The sequence below is a fragment of the Pseudomonas sp. MIS38 genome, from assembly GCF_019891575.1.
In the GTDB taxonomy this organism is placed as follows: domain Bacteria; phylum Pseudomonadota; class Gammaproteobacteria; order Pseudomonadales; family Pseudomonadaceae; genus Aquipseudomonas; species Aquipseudomonas putida_A.
On record NZ_JAFLXF010000003.1, the window covers coordinates 113541 to 127931 of the forward strand.

Consider the following 14391-nt stretch of genomic DNA (forward strand, 5'->3'; position numbering starts at 1 on the left):
CACCGCTCAGCGCGGCGCGGCGGTGCGGATTTCGCCGTTGGCCAGACGCGCGGCGCTATTGCCCAGCGGGTCTTCGGCATTGAGATCGGCGCCTTTGGCCTTGAGCGCATCGAGCAGTTCGACACGCTTGAACAACCCGGCGTACATCGCCGCAGTCTGGCCTGCGCCGTTGCGCTGATCGGGGCTGCAATCGGTGGCCATCAGCCTTCGAGCAATCTGCATCTCGCCTTTGAAAATCGCGCCCATCAGCGCTGTGTTGCCACGTTGGTCCTGCGCGCAGGCATCAGCGCCCGCCGCCAGTAACCGGTCAACTGCTGCGCCCTGGCCGTGATACGCCGCCAGAATCAAAGCCGTGTAGCCCTTGCTGTCGCGGGTATCGAGGGAATAACCGGACTCGATAAAGGTCTCGAGCATCGGCACATCACCACGCCGGGCGGCATCGAAATAGTAATCCTGCAACTGCGCCTTGATCGCCTCGGGGTTCTGTTCGGCCAGCGCTGTAAATGACAGGCAACCGAGCAACAGTAAAAGAAAGGCACGCATAAACGCTCTCCTTGGGCAGAACGGGGCCTGAATCAGGCCCCGCGTTGCATGGCGTCGAGATCAGTCGACCAGTTTCGCTGCCAGCGCCTTGACCCGGCTCAGGTCACCCTTGGCCACTTTGGTCACACCGGTGCCGTATTCCGGATCTGCCTTATAAAGAAAGGACAGGATGATGTGCTTGCTCTCGTCATCGGTGGTCGCCAGCGAACCGCCGAAGCTGGCGATCAGGTCCTGACGCTCCTGCTGGCTGAACGAGCGATACAGATCCCCGGCCTGTTTGAAGTTCTGCTCACGCTGAATCTTCGCCTGCTGGGTGCTGCCCGACAGTGCCAGCTGGCTGTAACGCGCGCTCTGCGGCTCTTCACGCGGTTGCAGGCGGCTTGGCTGATAGTTCACGCCAGACGCCGTGGCACCGAAGTTCATCGCACCGTCCTGATTGCCATTGTTGACCGCAACTTTTGGCGCATTGATCGGAAGTTGCAGGCCGTTTGCACCCAGGCGATACATCTGCGTATCGGCATAAGAAAACACTCGACCTTGCAACAGACGATCTTCTGAAGGTTCGATACCCGGCACAACATTGGCCGGGGCCATCGCAACTTGTTCGGTTTCCTGGAATACATTGGCCGGATTACGGTTCAACACCATTTGTCCAACTTTTCGTTCAGGAACATTCGGCCAGATCTTGGTAGCGTCCAATGGATCGAAATCAAACTTGGACAAATCTTGCGGATTCAGCACTTGGATGTACAAGTCCCATTTCGGGAAATCACCCTTATTGATATGACTGACCAGATCATTAGTCATATGACTGTAATCTTTGCCCTGAACTTTCTCGACTTGTTCAGGTGTCAGGTTTTTGATGCCCTGCAAACTTTTCCAGTGAAACTTCACATAGTGCACTTCGCCTTTGGCGTTAACCAACTTGTAGGCATGCACGCCATTACCGTCCATTTCCCGATAACTGGCTGGAGTACCCGAATTGGAATACAGCTCGGTCAGCGTGCGAGTGGCTTCCGGCACGTGGGAGAAGAAGTCGAAACGACGCGAGTCATCGTCAAGGTTGGTACGTGGATCGGGTTTGAACGCATGGACCATGTCCGGAAACTTGATCGCGTCGCGAATGAAGAAGGTCGGGAAGTTGTTGCCGACCAGGTCCCAGTTGCCATCAGCGGTGTAGAACTTGGTGGCAAAGCCCCGTGGATCGCGCAGGGTTTCCGGGGAGTGGTTACCGTGAACCACTGCGGAGAAGCGCACGAACACTGGCGTCACCTGCCCGGCAGCGAATACCTTGGCCTTGCTCAGGTCGCTGAGGTCGTTGGTCACGGTGAACGTGCCATGGGCACCGGTACCGCGGGCATGCACCACACGCTCGGGAATGCGCTCACGGTCGAAACGCTGGAGTTTCTGGATCAGTTGCACGTCTTGCAGCAGCACCGGGCCGTTGGCGCCGGCGGTTTGCGAGTTCTGATTGTCGCCCACCGCTGCACCATTATCCCGGGTCAGGGGCGCGGCGTGCACGGAGAAGGTCAACAGGCTGGCGGTGAGTACGCCGAGCGTACGGCGATGGGGAAAAGCCCCCAGTCCAAGGGTGGAATTCATATCAGGTTCCTCTGGTTCTTTTGGGCGCATCCAGGTGCGCCAACTAGAGGCTAGAGGGCTAAGTCCGCGAACATAAATAGAAAGTTCGTAACCCGACGATTGAAAATTTTGGCTTCCCGATCAGCGTGTTAGGGCGTATTTCGCGCGCGATTAGTGGCACTTTGCAAACTAATTGCAGATTTATCGGTCGATAAAAACGGGCATTGTAAGAAGGTGTTTCGCGCAGGACGCGTTTGCTGATTTACACTGCGTACACCAACCTCATCTGTAACAAGGAAATAACCTATGGGCGTGCTTAGTGAGTTCAAGGCCTTCGCGGTCAAAGGCAATGTGGTCGACATGGCCGTCGGTATCATCATCGGTGCCGCCTTTGGCAAAATTGTTTCGTCGTTTGTCGGCGACGTGATCATGCCGCCAATCGGCCTGTTGATCGGAGGGGTGGACTTCAGTGATCTGGCCATCACGCTTAAAGCCGCCGAGGGCAACGCCCCTGCCGTGGTCATGGCTTACGGTAAATTCATCCAGAGCATTCTGGACTTCGTGATCGTCGCCTTCGCGATCTTCATGGGTGTCAAAGCCATCAACCGCCTTAAACGCGAAGAAGCCGTAGCCCCTTCCCTGCCACCGGTTCCGACCAAGGAAGAAGAGTTGCTCGGTGAGATCCGCGATCTGCTCAAGGCCCAGAACAACCGGCCTTGACTGCTTGATGAATAAAGAACGGCGCCTGATGGCGCCGTTTTTTTACCAGTAGTTTTCCACCGCCACCTGTCCCGGCCGCCGCGTCAGGCTCAGGCTCATGTGGCGTTTCTTCAGCAGTGCCCGGGTGTCGTCGATCATCTGCGGATTGCCGCACAGCATGACGCGCGAGTGCTCGGGGGCCAGTTCAACGCCGGCTTCACGCTCCAGCTCGCCACTTTCAATCAGGCTGGTAATACGGCCATGCAAGGCACCAGGAACCTTTTCTCGGGTAACGGTGGGAATGAACTGCATTTTATGGGCGTGTTCTGCCAGGTACTCACGCTCGGACAGTTCTGCAATCAACGACTGATAGGCCAGTTCCCGCGCTTCGCGCACGCTGTACACCAGAATGATCCGCTCGAATCGCTCCCACACTTCGAAGTCCTGCAGAATCGACAGAAACGGCGCAACCCCGGTCCCGGTGGATAACAGCCACAAATCCCGACCGTCGACAAACCGATCCAGCGTCAGGTAACCAAAGGCCTGGCGTTCCACCAGCAGGGTATCGCCGACCTGCAAGCGACTAAGTTCACTGGTGAATTCGCCACCTGGCACCACGATGGAGAAGAACTCGAGAAACTCGTCGAAGGGTGAAGAGACCATCGAGTAAGCACGCCAGACCGTGCTGCCATCAGCCTTTGTCACCCCCAGGCGAGCGAATTGTCCCGCGCGAAACCTGAAGCCCGTATCGCGCGTGGTGCGCAGGGTAAACAGACTGGGGGTCAAAGGCTGCACGTCGAGCAAGGTCTGGGCAGTAAATTTATCTGCGCTGACAGTCATGGGGGCACTCCACGGAAAAGACCCTGACAGTCTCGCGCAAACTCAGAGCATAAACACCACTGCTTTTGTAGTGGTTTACCGTTCAGACCGCCCGAAAAAATGAGAATTAAACCCAAATGCCGTTAATACAGCGGTATTCAAAGTCCGATTGAATGACAGGTTAAATCCAACGCGTTATTGATGACTAATAACCTTTCCAGCAACTAACCGCCTCCTCCAAGAGCAAAAAAATTCAACGCCATTTGTAAGACCTGTCCTACACTCGGTTGCGTGCAGGATCCGATTGGATCCATAAAAAGCACCCGACGAACGACTCATGGAGAGTGAGTGATGGAAATGTGGAAGGAGTCGCAATTAAAGCAACTGACTTTCGCAAGAGAAATAGAGACCGCTTATCCGATCTTGCTGCGATTCGCTCAAAATATTGGCTTCAATTTTTGTGCCATCTCATTGACATCAAACAATCGGAACGCTGACTTAAAGACCTTGCAAATCAATAACTATCCGAAAGAGTGGAACCAACTTTATGAAAGACAAAACTACCGGAAAATCGATCCGGTAATAGCACACTGCAGTCGTTCAATGCTGCCGATTGTCTGGACCGAGGACGTGTTTTCGCAAACCTTGTCGCTGTGGGACGCCCAACAGAAACATGGATTGCGACACGGTTGGTCGCAGTCGTTCCACCACGAAGACAGCGGGCTGTGCAGCACCCTGAGCCTCGCCAGGAAAAACGGTCCATTAAGTCCGCTCGAGTTGTACGAGCATTTTGGCTATATGTTTTACGCGACCAGCCACCTGAGTGACCTGTTCGCCAAAACCTTGCCCAAACCGGTCAAAAAGCCCGCCCCCCCACGCCTTTCACCGCGAGAACTGGAAGTGCTCAAGCTCTCGGCGCTCGGCAAGACGGCCTATGAGATTGCCAGGATCCTCTGCCTGAGCGAGCGGACGGTGAATTACCACGTGCAAAACGTGATTCTCAAACTGAACGTCTGCAACAAGATTTCTGCGGTCATTGCTGCCAAGAGTTGCGGCCTTCTCGACATGCCTGCCCACTAAAAGCTGCGAGTATTTCAACGGAAAAAAACGTACCATCTGCGACCTTCCTGAGTGATGACGTGAACCTTGACGTTGTATTTCACTCGGACGGTACCGCTGCGCGATGCCCTGGGCTGCGGGCCACCCGTTGAATAACCAGAGTTCCCGTACCATGCCCTTGCTCGAAACGCCCTTTGCCCAACTCGACCTGATCCGCCAGCCCGAGCAGCAGAATGAACCGCTGCAAGCGTTCGATGCGGCTGACGAATACCTGCTCAATCATCTGGCCGCGCAACAACCGACGGCAGACACTCGGGTATTGGTACTCAATGACAGCTTCGGAGCGCTGGCGGCGAGTCTGGCGGGCAAGGTTCAGGTCAGCAGCAGTGGCGACTCGTTTCTCGCATTCCAGGGCCTGGAAAAGAACCTGGTACGCAACGGCCTGGCATTTGATGCCGTGCGCGGAATTGCGGCCAGTGAGCCGTTGGTCGGGCCGTTCGACCGAGTGCTGATCCGCGTGCCCAAGACGCTGGCATTGCTGGAAGAGCAACTGATCCGCCTGCAAGGGCTACTGGCACCCGGCGCCGAAGTGGTGGCAGCGGCCATGGTCAAGCATTTGCCGCGCGCAGCCGGTGATCTGCTGGAGCGTTACATTGGCCCGGTACAGGCTTCACTGGCGGTGAAGAAAGCTCGCCTGTTGATCGCAACGCCTGAAGCCAAAGCTCCGGCGACCTCGCCCTACCCTTCGCGTTATCAACTGGACGAGCCGGCCATCGAATTGCTCAACCACGCCAACGTGTTTTGCCGTGAGGGCCTGGACATCGGCACCCGAGCTTTTCTCCCGCACCTGCCCAAGAACCTCGGCAGCGCCCGCGTCGCCGACCTCGGCTGCGGTAACGGCGTACTGGCCATCGCCAGCGCCCTGCACAACCCCGACGCGCACTACACGCTGGTCGACGAATCGTTCATGGCCGTGCAATCGGCCGCCGAGAACTGGCGCGCCGCGCTGGGCGAGCGCGAAGTGCTCGTGCGCGCTGGCGATGGTCTGGCCGGCCAGGCGCCGCAATCGCTGGACGTAGTGCTGTGCAATCCGCCGTTCCATCAACAACAGGTGGTCGGCGATTTCCTCGCCTGGCGCATGTTCCAGCAGGCCCGCGAGGCGCTGGTGGTGGGCGGTGCTTTGTACATCGTCGGCAACCGGCACCTGGGCTATCACAGCAAGCTGGCGCGGCTGTTCCGTGGCGTCGAGCAAGTGGCAGCCACACCGAAATTCGTGATTCTCAAAGCCCGCAAGTAAAGCGTCAGGCAAAAAAAACCCTCCGCAATGCGGAGGGTCATAAAACCGTGCCCAAGGGCAGCGGGACGGGATGTTTCAGTGTGTGGTCAGGCCGGCCGCGCTCATGAACAGGCGCATCAGGCTGGCGGCAATGAACAGCGCGCCGACGCTACCGATCCAGATCAGGGCCAACCAGCCGAGCCGCTGCCACAGCGGCTTTTTTTCGGCTTCTTCAATCTCGTGCAGGGAATGTTTGCTGTTCATTGCATCGTTCCTCTTGGGCGATGGCGTCGCTGAGGACGCCACCGCGAGCCGGCTTGCTCTCACAGGGTGAGCAAAGCGAGAGATCAGTGGTAACCGTCTTCATGGGTGACCTTGCCGCGGAACACGTAGTAGCTCCAGAAGGTGTAACCCAGGATGAACGGGATGATGAACAGCGTACCGACCAGCATGAAGCCCTGGCTTTGCGGCGGTGCGGCGGCGTCCCAGATCGAGATCGACGGCGGCACGATGTTCGGCCACAGGCTGATGCCCAGACCGCTGTAGCCGAGGAATATCAGCACCAGGGTCAGCAGGAACGGCATGTAGTTGGCATTGCGCGCCACCGCGCGGATCAGCCCGTACAGCGTCACCAGCACCAGAATCGGCACCGGCATGAACCAGAACAGGTTCGGCATGCTGAACCAGCGTGTCGCGATCTCGGGGTGAGCCAGCGGCGTCCACAGACTGACGATGCCGATCACCGCCAACAGCACGAACGCCAAGGGCCGCGCGAGGTTGTGCATCTGCTCCTGCAACTTGCCTTCGGTCTTCATGATCAGCCAGGTGCAACCGAGCAAGGCATAGGCCACCACCAGCGCGGCGCCGCAGAACAGGGTGAACGGTGTCAGCCAGTCCAGTGAACCGCCGGCGTATTGCCGATTGACCACCGGCAAACCGTCGATGAAGGCCCCGAGTGCCACGCCCTGGAAGAACGTCGCCGCCACCGAACCGCCGATGAACGCCTTGTCCCACAGGTGGCGCTTGTCGTCCTTGGCCTTGAAGCGGAACTCGAACGCAACACCGCGAAAAATCAGGCCGATCAGCATGAAGATCAACGGCAGGTACAGCGCCGACAGCACCACCGAATAGGCCAGCGGGAACGCGCCGAACAACGCCGCGCCGCCCAGTACCAGCCAGGTTTCATTGCCATCCCAAACCGGGGCGACGGTGTTCATCATTACATCACGGTCGGTCTTGCCCGGGATGAACGGGAAGAGAATCCCGATCCCCAGGTCGAAGCCGTCCATGACCACGTACATCATGATGCCGAAGATGATGATCACGGCCCAGATCAGCGGAAGATCAATACCCATGAGTCAAATCTCCTTTTCCAGGCTACGCTGCGAGTCGGCGTCGGTACCTTCATCATCGGCTGCGGACAACGGCCGAGCCGGAGTGCGTTTCTGGCCAGGACCACCTTCGTTGGTTTCCTTGCCTTCGTCGGTTTTCGGCCCTTTGCGCACCAGGCGCATCATGTAGCCAAGCCCCGCACCGAACAGCGCGAAATACACCACGACGAACATGATCAGGGTGATGCTCATCTGCATGAAACTGTGATTGGACGAGGCATCCGCCGTGCGCATCAGCCCGTAGACCACCCACGGCTGCCGACCGATTTCAGTGGTGAACCAGCCGGCGAGGATCGCGATCAGGCCGGACGGCCCCATCCACAACGCCAGATACAGGAACGGCCGCGAGGTGTAGAGCGAATCGCGCTTGCGCAGCCACAGGCTCCACAGACCGGTGAAGATCATCAGGAAGCCGAGGCCGACCATGACCCGGAACGACCAGAACACAATGGTCGAGTTCGGCCGGTCTTCAGGCGGGAACTCCTTGAGCGCCGGCACCTGCTTGTCCAGCGAGTGGGTCAGGATCAGGCTGCCGAGGTACGGAATCTCCACGGCGAATTTGGTTTTCTCTTCTTTCATGTCCGGCCAGCCGAACAGGATCAACGGGGTCGCTTCGTTGCCTTTGTTTTCCCAGTGACCTTCGATCGCAGCGATTTTCGCCGGCTGGTGCTCAAGGGTGTTCAGGCCGTGGAAGTCACCGATAACCGCCTGGATCGGCGCGACGATCAGCGCCATCCACATCGCCATCGACAGCATGGTGCGGATCGCCGGGTTGTCCTTGCCGCGAAGCAGGTGCCAGGCCGCCGACGAGCCAACGAAGAACGCCGTGGCCACGAACGCAGCGGTCGCCATGTGCATCAGGCGATACGGGAACGACGGGTTGAACACGATGGCCAGCCAGTCGGTCGGGATCACCTGACCGTTGACGATCTCGAAGCCTTGCGGCGTCTGCATCCAGCTGTTGGAAGCGAGAATCCAGAATGTCGAGATCAGCGTGCCGATCGCCACCATCACCGTGGAGAAGAAGTGCAGTTTGCGTCCGACCTTGTTCCAGCCGAACAGCATCACCCCGAGGAAACCGGCCTCGAGGAAGAACGCGGTGAGCACCTCGTAGGTCAGCAACGGTCCGGTGACGGAACCGGCGAAGTCCGAGAAACGGCTCCAGTTGGTGCCGAACTGGTAAGCCATGACCAGACCCGAGACCACACCCATGCCGAAGTTGACGGCAAAGATTTTCGACCAGAAGTGGTAGAGATCCCGGTAAGTGTCGTTATGGGTTTTCAACCACAACCCTTCAAGCACCGCCAGGTAGCTCGCCAGACCAATGGTGATGGCCGGGAACAGGATGTGGAACGAGATGGTGAACGCGAACTGAATTCGGGCGAGATCGAGTGCCTCTAAACCGAACATAAGTCTTCCTCTGTCAGGTAATACCGGCATTGGGGCTTGTGGCCCCTGCCTACTGCCCCCACGGATATGGAGTGCGGCGAATTCTGATTCGTTCTTTTTTAACAGCCATCGCAACGCAGGGAGTCTGGCCAACGGGCCACCAGAGCATGGCCCGGGAGGGTCTTGATCTGGATCAAGCAACGTTAAAAGAGTAGTCCCATTTCCGACGAAGAACGGCGTGGTCGTTTGCCGCGTGACAAGTTGCCTCATTGCCTGGGCAACGTTCTGAAAGACACTCCTCAGAGCTGCCCGACCTGTAGTGAGGGGATTCATCCCCGATGGGCGGCGAAGCAGCCCCAGATGTTTCGTTGCGTCGTCAATTTTTTACGACTGCTGCGCAGCCGATCGGGGATAAATCCCCTCACCACATTGAGATGAGGTATGCCAGGGAGCGATAGATGTCTGGCTAACTAAATTTTTTGTCATAGCAACTTCCTGTTACAGACTGGTGATAACCTCGCGGTTCCCCCAAGAGCCAGACCTGCCTTCAGATGCCCAGCCAAGAGCCCCTGCTGTTACGTCACCATCGTCCTTTTCTTGCGTTCTGGTTCGCCCGAATCTTCACCGCCAGCGGCTTTCAGATGCTCACGGTGGCGATCGGCTGGAATCTGTATCAGTTGACCGGCAACGTGCTCGACCTGGGTCTGGTCGGGCTGGTCGAGTTCGCGCCACGGGTGCTGTTCATGCTGCACACCGGGCATGTCGCCGACCGCTATGACCGGCGCCGTGTTGCGGCGATCTGTCAGTCGTTGCAGGCGTTGATTGCCCTGGCACTGGCCATCGGCAGTGCGACCGACCACGTCACCCGGGAAATGATCTTTATCCTCGCCTTCCTGCTCGGTGCGGCGCGCTCCTTCGAAATGCCGACGACCCAGGCGCTGCTGCCGAGCATCGTGCCCAGCGTCCTGTTTCCACGGGCGGTCGCCGCAGCGCAGTCGGCTCAACAGTCAGCCACCATTGTCGCTCCGGCCCTCGGTGGCTTGCTTTACGCGTTTGGCAGTGTCTGGGTCTACGGCCCGACGGTATTGCTCTATGTCATCGCCTGCACCTTGATGCTCAACCTGCCCGCCCGGCAAACACCGCTGAACAAAGGCAAGGCCACGCTGGATTCGTTGCTGGCGGGTATCCGCTTCATTCGCAGCCGCCCGGACATCCTCGGGGCGATCTCGCTGGATCTGTTCGCGGTGTTGCTCGGTGGCGCTACGGCGTTGCTGCCGGTGTTCGCCAAGGACATCTTGCTCACCGGGCCGTGGGGCCTGGGCCTGCTGCGCTCGGCGCCGGCGGTTGGTGCGTTGGGGATGTCACTGTTTCTGGCGCGATTTGCCGTCGAGCGCAATGTTGGCCGGGTGATGTTCACCGCCGTTGGCGTGTTCGGCGTCGCAACCATCGCCTTCGGTCTGTCGACCTCGTTCTGGTTCTCGCTGGCGGTGCTGGTGGTGCTCGGCGCGGCGGACATGATCAGCATGGTGATCCGCGCCTCCTTCGTGCAACTGGAAACCCCGGACGAAATGCGCGGCCGGGTCAGCGCGGTGAACGGCCTGTTCATCGGCGCCTCGAACCAGTTGGGCGAATTCGAATCCGGCCTCACCGCGCACTGGTTCGGCACCGTCCCGGCGGTGGTGATGGGCGGGATCGGCACGCTGGTGGTCACCGGGACCTGGATCAAACTGTTCCCGACCCTGGCCAACCGCGACCGGATGCATGTGCCGGTGGAAGAGGCGAAGGTCTGACTCTCGTCAAACCAACATCTCCCCCGCCACTTTCGCCCGCAACGCCTTGCCACCAAGCTGCTCCACCAGCGTCAGGGCAAACGCCAGTGCGCCACCGGAGCCTTGAGCGGTGATGCAATTGCCGTCGACCACCACCGGTTGATCAACAAACGTACAGCCCGACAGTTGATGACTGGCACTCGGCAGGCAGGTCATGCGCCGCTGGCGTAATACGCCTGAAGCTTGCAGGGCGATGGCCGGAGCTTCGCCGATGGCGGCGAACAGGCGGCCGGCGCTGGCCTGGTCCCTGAGCAATTGCTGCAGCGGCTGATGCGCCGCGAAATGTTGGGCGCCGACGGCACCACCGGGCAGGACGATCAGGTCGAAGGTCTGCGCCAATACATCAACCAGCATGCCGTCCGCTGTCAGGCGCGTACCGCGCGCGCAGGTCAGCATGCGCCGGCCTTCGATGCTGGCCGCCACGACTTCGACGCCGGCGCGGCGCAGCACGTCGACCAGGGTCACGCTTTGCAGATCATCGATGCCCTCGGCGAGGGTAATCAGGGCTCTAAAGGTCATGGGCGCTATCCGCTGGGTGATCTTTAAAGCGTAGTCAGCTTTGCCCTGCCTGTTCGATGACAGCCGTTACTTGATGTAAAGCTGGGCCGACAGGGTGTTGCGTGGCGCGTTGATCGAGGTGTTACTGAAGGTGAAGGTGCCTTCCTGCTTGCCCGCCAGATCAAAGGTATACAGTGAGCCGACGGTGTTGCTGCCGGGCTTGCACTCGGTCAGGTTGCCGTTATCGAAAGCGCACACCGGCTCCCGGGTGCCGTTGACTTCAAAACCGTCCAGCGTGGCATGCGGCTGGTTCTGACCATAGCCGATTTCCAGCACGAACACCTTGATGCTCGGGCCGCTGTGATTGCACTGGGTTTGCGGCTGGTTATCGCCGATGTCTTCCAGACCACAGGCCGGCGATTGAACCTTGATCACCTTCACTTCAGTCAACGGTGGCGCCGAGGCTGCCAGCGCCGCCGTCGACCCGGCCATCAGCCCGGCCATTACCCCCAAAGCCTTTATCCAGCGCTTGCCCATGTGATCGTATTTCCCCAAAAAATTCAGCGCGCAGTATGGCGCAGTTGGCCCTGTGGCAAAACTTCGACGACGTTCGGCACCAACAACCGCCATATTCCTCACGCTGCTGGTATGATGCGCGGCTTTTTCCGGCCCACCACAAAATCCCAGGCGCTTGCGACGGTCTGTGCTTTGCTGTTGAGGTCGATACATTCACGGCGCCACGCGCGCCACGGGGAGCAGACATGCTGGAAAGGCTGTTTCAACTCAAGGCACACAACACCAACGTGCGTACCGAGATTCTGGCGGGCGTCACGACCTTCCTGGCCATGGCCTACATTCTGTTCGTCAACCCGAGCATCCTCGGCGAGACCGGCATGGACAAGGGCGCGGTGTTCGTCGCCACCTGTCTGGCAGCCGCCATCGGCTCGACCATCATGGGCCTGATCGCCAACTACCCGATCGCCCTCGCGCCAGGCATGGGCCTGAACGCCTTCTTCACTTACACCGTGGTCCTGCACATGGGCCACACCTGGCAAGTGGCGCTGGGCGCGGTGTTCATCTCGGCAGTGTGCTTCTTCCTGCTGTCGATCTTCCGCATCCGCGAATGGATCATCAACAGCATCCCGCTGCCGCTGCGCTCGGCGATTGCCGCCGGTATCGGCCTGTTCCTGGCGCTGATCGCCCTGCACAACGCGGGCATCGTGGTCAGCAACCCGGCGACCATGGTCGGCCTCGGTGACCTGAAAGCCCCGGCGCCGATTCTCGCCACCCTCGGCTTCGCCCTGATCGTCGCCCTCGAAGCGCTGAAAGTGCGCGGCGCGGTGCTGATCGGCATTCTGGCAGTGACCATCATCTCCATCGCCATGGGCTTCACCCCGTTCGGCGGCGTGACCTCGATGCCACCTTCGCTGGCCCCGACCTTCATGCAACTGGACATCAAGGGCGCGCTGGATATCGGTCTGGTCAGCGTGATCTTCGCCTTCCTGTTCGTCGACCTGTTCGACAACTCCGGCACCCTGATCGGCGTCGCCAAGCGTGCCGGCCTGATGGGCAAGGACGGCCACATGCCGAAAATGGGCCGGGCACTGATCGCCGACAGCACCGCGGCGATGGCCGGCTCGCTGCTGGGTACTTCGACCACCACCAGCTACATCGAATCCGCGGCTGGCGTGAGCGCTGGCGGGCGTACCGGTCTGACGGCTGTAGTGGTAGCTATCCTGTTCCTGCTGGCGCTGTTCTTCTCGCCACTGGCGGCCAGCGTGCCAGCCTTCGCCACCGCACCAGCGCTGCTGTTCGTCGCCGTGCTGATGACTTCGGGCCTGGCGGAAATAGACTGGGAAGACATCACCGTCGCCGCACCGGTCGTGGTCACCGCGCTGGCCATGCCGTTCACCTACTCGATCGCCAACGGCATCGCCTTCGGTTTCATCTCCTGGACCGTGATCAAGCTGCTGTCGGGCCGCGCCCGTGAGCTGAACCCGGCGCTGGTGATTCTGTCGATTCTGTTTGTGATCAAGTTGGGTTGGTTCAACGCATGACTTTCGATTCCCAGGCCTACGCCACTCAGCTCGAAGACAAGGTCACGCGTTTGCGTGACCTGCTGGCCCCGTTCGATGCGCCAGAGCCGACCGTGTTCGACTCGCCGCTGCAGAACTTCCGCCTGCGTGCGGAATTTCGCCTGTGGCGCGAGGCCGGCGAACGGCACTACGCGATGTTTTCTCAGGACGACAAACGCACGCCGATCCTCATCGAAGAGTTCCCGATTGCCAGCCTGCGCATCAACCAGTTGATGCCGCAGCTCAAGGCGGCATGGCAGGCCAGTTCGGCGCTGAGCCACAAGCTGTTCCAGGTGGAGTTCCTGACCACGTTGGCTGGCGATGCGATGATCACCCTGTGCTACCACCGTCCGCTGGACGAGCACTGGCATGCGGCCGCGTCGAAGTTGGCGGCTGATCTCAACGTCAGCGTCATCGGGCGTTCCAAGGGCAAGCGCGAAGTCATCGGCCACGATTACGTGGTGGAGAAACTCGAAGTCGGTGGTCGCACCTTCAGCTACCGCCAGCCGGAAGGCGCATTCACCCAGCCCAATGGCACGGTGAACCAGAAGATGCTGAACTGGGCATTCGAAGCGCTGGGCGATCGCAGCGATGATCTGCTGGAGCTGTACTGCGGCAACGGCAACTTCACCCTGCCGCTCGCCACCCGTGTGCGCAAAGTGCTGGCCACCGAGATCAGCAAGACCTCGGTCAACGCCGCACTGAGCAACCTCAGCGAAAACGCTGTGGATAACGTCACGCTGGTGCGCCTGTCCGCCGAAGAGCTGACCGAAGCGCTGAACGAAGTGCGCCCGTTCCGTCGCCTGCAAGGCATCGACCTGAAAAGCTACGAGTTCGGCAGCGTATTCGTCGACCCGCCGCGCGCCGGCATGGACCCGGACACCTGCGAGCTGACCCGGCGCTTCGACAATATCCTGTACATCTCCTGCAACCCGGAAACCCTCGCGGCCAACATCGCCCAACTGCACGACACGCACCGCATCACCCGCTGCGCGATGTTCGACCAGTTCCCGTGGACACATCACATGGAGTCCGGGGTGTTGCTGACCCGGCGTTGATGGCGAATGCCAGATACGAGAAAGCCGTCGTGATTGACGGCTTTTTTGTGGGTGATGTTTTGTTTTGTGCGATTAACGAACACTAAGCGCCAAGCGCAACGTTGCTCAATTGACCATGGTAACCATCTGGTACATTTTACCTCCACAGGCTGAAACCTTCGGCCCAAGCCAAAA

Annotated in this window: 14 protein-coding genes; 6 read left to right on the top strand and 8 right to left on the bottom strand. The window is 59.5% G+C overall.

The window, feature by feature from the left end; all coding sequences use genetic code 11:
• Nucleotides 1-6 precede the first annotated feature (6 nt).
• A complete protein-coding gene (locus J1G18_RS05860; protein WP_098965717.1) occupies nucleotides 7-543 on the bottom strand; it encodes an ankyrin repeat domain-containing protein in 537 nt (178 codons plus the stop codon).
• 60 nt (nucleotides 544-603) lie between these two features.
• Entirely contained in the window at nucleotides 604-2145 is a 1542-nt protein-coding gene (gene katB / locus J1G18_RS05865; protein ID WP_115988853.1) for a catalase KatB, read from the bottom strand.
• Between the two features lie 285 nt (nucleotides 2146-2430).
• Here katB and mscL point away from each other — a divergent pair, with 285 nt between their 5' ends.
• On the top strand, nucleotides 2431-2844 hold the full coding sequence (gene mscL / locus J1G18_RS05870) for a large-conductance mechanosensitive channel protein MscL (RefSeq protein WP_027612841.1): 414 nt from the start codon (nucleotides 2431-2433) through the stop codon (nucleotides 2842-2844).
• A 42-nt stretch (nucleotides 2845-2886) separates the two neighbouring features.
• Here the strand turns inward: mscL and J1G18_RS05875 are convergent, their stop codons facing one another.
• Entirely contained in the window at nucleotides 2887-3663 is a 777-nt protein-coding gene (locus J1G18_RS05875) for a ferredoxin--NADP reductase (RefSeq protein WP_223007225.1), read from the bottom strand.
• A 330-nt stretch (nucleotides 3664-3993) separates the two neighbouring features.
• Here J1G18_RS05875 and J1G18_RS05880 point away from each other — a divergent pair, with 330 nt between their 5' ends.
• Nucleotides 3994-4722, top strand: a complete 729-nt coding sequence (locus tag J1G18_RS05880; protein WP_098965721.1) for a helix-turn-helix transcriptional regulator — start codon at nucleotides 3994-3996, stop codon at nucleotides 4720-4722.
• A 151-nt stretch (nucleotides 4723-4873) separates the two neighbouring features.
• Nucleotides 4874-5998 carry a methyltransferase gene (locus tag J1G18_RS05885; protein WP_135296608.1) on the top strand — a complete coding sequence of 375 codons (1125 nt, stop codon included), beginning with the start codon at nucleotides 4874-4876 and terminating at the stop codon, nucleotides 5996-5998.
• Nucleotides 5999-6073: 75 nt separating this feature from the next.
• On the opposite strand, the gene J1G18_RS05890 is transcribed toward J1G18_RS05885, so the two are convergent.
• The 3 genes from J1G18_RS05890 to J1G18_RS05900 form a co-directional block, all read right to left on the bottom strand.
• Nucleotides 6074-6241: a DUF2474 domain-containing protein gene (locus tag J1G18_RS05890; protein WP_135296609.1), complete on the bottom strand. Its 168-nt coding sequence runs from the start codon at nucleotides 6239-6241 to the stop codon at nucleotides 6074-6076.
• A gap of 83 nt (nucleotides 6242-6324) precedes the next feature.
• A complete protein-coding gene (gene cydB, locus J1G18_RS05895; RefSeq protein WP_007963753.1) occupies nucleotides 6325-7332 on the bottom strand; it encodes a cytochrome d ubiquinol oxidase subunit II in 1008 nt (335 codons plus the stop codon).
• A 3-nt stretch (nucleotides 7333-7335) separates the two neighbouring features.
• Nucleotides 7336-8778: a cytochrome ubiquinol oxidase subunit I gene (locus J1G18_RS05900; RefSeq protein ID WP_027612845.1), complete on the bottom strand. Its 1443-nt coding sequence runs from the start codon at nucleotides 8776-8778 to the stop codon at nucleotides 7336-7338.
• Nucleotides 8779-9308: 530 nt separating this feature from the next.
• Here J1G18_RS05900 and J1G18_RS05905 point away from each other — a divergent pair.
• Entirely contained in the window at nucleotides 9309-10547 is a 1239-nt protein-coding gene (locus tag J1G18_RS05905; RefSeq protein WP_223007226.1) for an MFS transporter, read from the top strand.
• 6 nt (nucleotides 10548-10553) lie between these two features.
• On the opposite strand, the gene J1G18_RS05910 is transcribed toward J1G18_RS05905, so the two are convergent.
• Together J1G18_RS05910 and J1G18_RS05915 are read right to left on the bottom strand one after the other, a co-directional pair.
• A complete protein-coding gene (locus J1G18_RS05910) occupies nucleotides 10554-11105 on the bottom strand; it encodes a DJ-1 family glyoxalase III (protein WP_223007227.1) in 552 nt (183 codons plus the stop codon).
• Between the two features lie 66 nt (nucleotides 11106-11171).
• Entirely contained in the window at nucleotides 11172-11621 is a 450-nt protein-coding gene (locus J1G18_RS05915) for a DUF4879 domain-containing protein (RefSeq protein ID WP_223007228.1), read from the bottom strand.
• Nucleotides 11622-11845: 224 nt separating this feature from the next.
• Between J1G18_RS05915 and J1G18_RS05920 the strand changes: the two genes are divergently transcribed.
• Entirely contained in the window at nucleotides 11846-13141 is a 1296-nt protein-coding gene (locus tag J1G18_RS05920) for an NCS2 family permease (protein ID WP_003228434.1), read from the top strand.
• Nucleotides 13138-14217 carry a tRNA (uridine(54)-C5)-methyltransferase TrmA gene (gene trmA, locus J1G18_RS05925; protein WP_098965728.1) on the top strand — a complete coding sequence of 360 codons (1080 nt, stop codon included), beginning with the start codon at nucleotides 13138-13140 and terminating at the stop codon, nucleotides 14215-14217. Before J1G18_RS05920 ends, trmA begins: the two co-directional genes overlap by 4 nt.
• Nucleotides 14218-14391 lie beyond the last annotated feature (174 nt).

What these genes read in the sequence shown, in the direction of transcription:
- J1G18_RS05900 (WP_027612845.1), bottom strand. Translation starts at nt 8,778, where the DNA reads ATGTTCGGTTTAGAGGCACTCGATCTCGCCCGAATTCAGTTCGCGTTC.
- cydB (WP_007963753.1), bottom strand. Translation starts at nt 7,332, where the DNA reads ATGGGTATTGATCTTCCGCTGATCTGGGCCGTGATCATCATCTTCGGC.
- trmA (WP_098965728.1), top strand. Translation starts at nt 13,138, where the DNA reads ATGACTTTCGATTCCCAGGCCTACGCCACTCAGCTCGAAGACAAGGTC.
- J1G18_RS05890 (WP_135296609.1), bottom strand. Translation starts at nt 6,241, where the DNA reads ATGAACAGCAAACATTCCCTGCACGAGATTGAAGAAGCCGAAAAAAAG.
- J1G18_RS05885 (WP_135296608.1), top strand. Translation starts at nt 4,874, where the DNA reads ATGCCCTTGCTCGAAACGCCCTTTGCCCAACTCGACCTGATCCGCCAG.
- J1G18_RS05880 (WP_098965721.1), top strand. Translation starts at nt 3,994, where the DNA reads ATGGAAATGTGGAAGGAGTCGCAATTAAAGCAACTGACTTTCGCAAGA.
- J1G18_RS05905 (WP_223007226.1), top strand. Translation starts at nt 9,309, where the DNA reads ATGCCCAGCCAAGAGCCCCTGCTGTTACGTCACCATCGTCCTTTTCTT.
- J1G18_RS05875 (WP_223007225.1), bottom strand. Translation starts at nt 3,663, where the DNA reads ATGACTGTCAGCGCAGATAAATTTACTGCCCAGACCTTGCTCGACGTG.
- mscL (WP_027612841.1), top strand. Translation starts at nt 2,431, where the DNA reads ATGGGCGTGCTTAGTGAGTTCAAGGCCTTCGCGGTCAAAGGCAATGTG.
- J1G18_RS05915 (WP_223007228.1), bottom strand. Translation starts at nt 11,621, where the DNA reads ATGGGCAAGCGCTGGATAAAGGCTTTGGGGGTAATGGCCGGGCTGATG.
- J1G18_RS05920 (WP_003228434.1), top strand. Translation starts at nt 11,846, where the DNA reads ATGCTGGAAAGGCTGTTTCAACTCAAGGCACACAACACCAACGTGCGT.
- J1G18_RS05910 (WP_223007227.1), bottom strand. Translation starts at nt 11,105, where the DNA reads ATGACCTTTAGAGCCCTGATTACCCTCGCCGAGGGCATCGATGATCTG.
- J1G18_RS05860 (WP_098965717.1), bottom strand. Translation starts at nt 543, where the DNA reads ATGCGTGCCTTTCTTTTACTGTTGCTCGGTTGCCTGTCATTTACAGCG.
- katB (WP_115988853.1), bottom strand. Translation starts at nt 2,145, where the DNA reads ATGAATTCCACCCTTGGACTGGGGGCTTTTCCCCATCGCCGTACGCTC.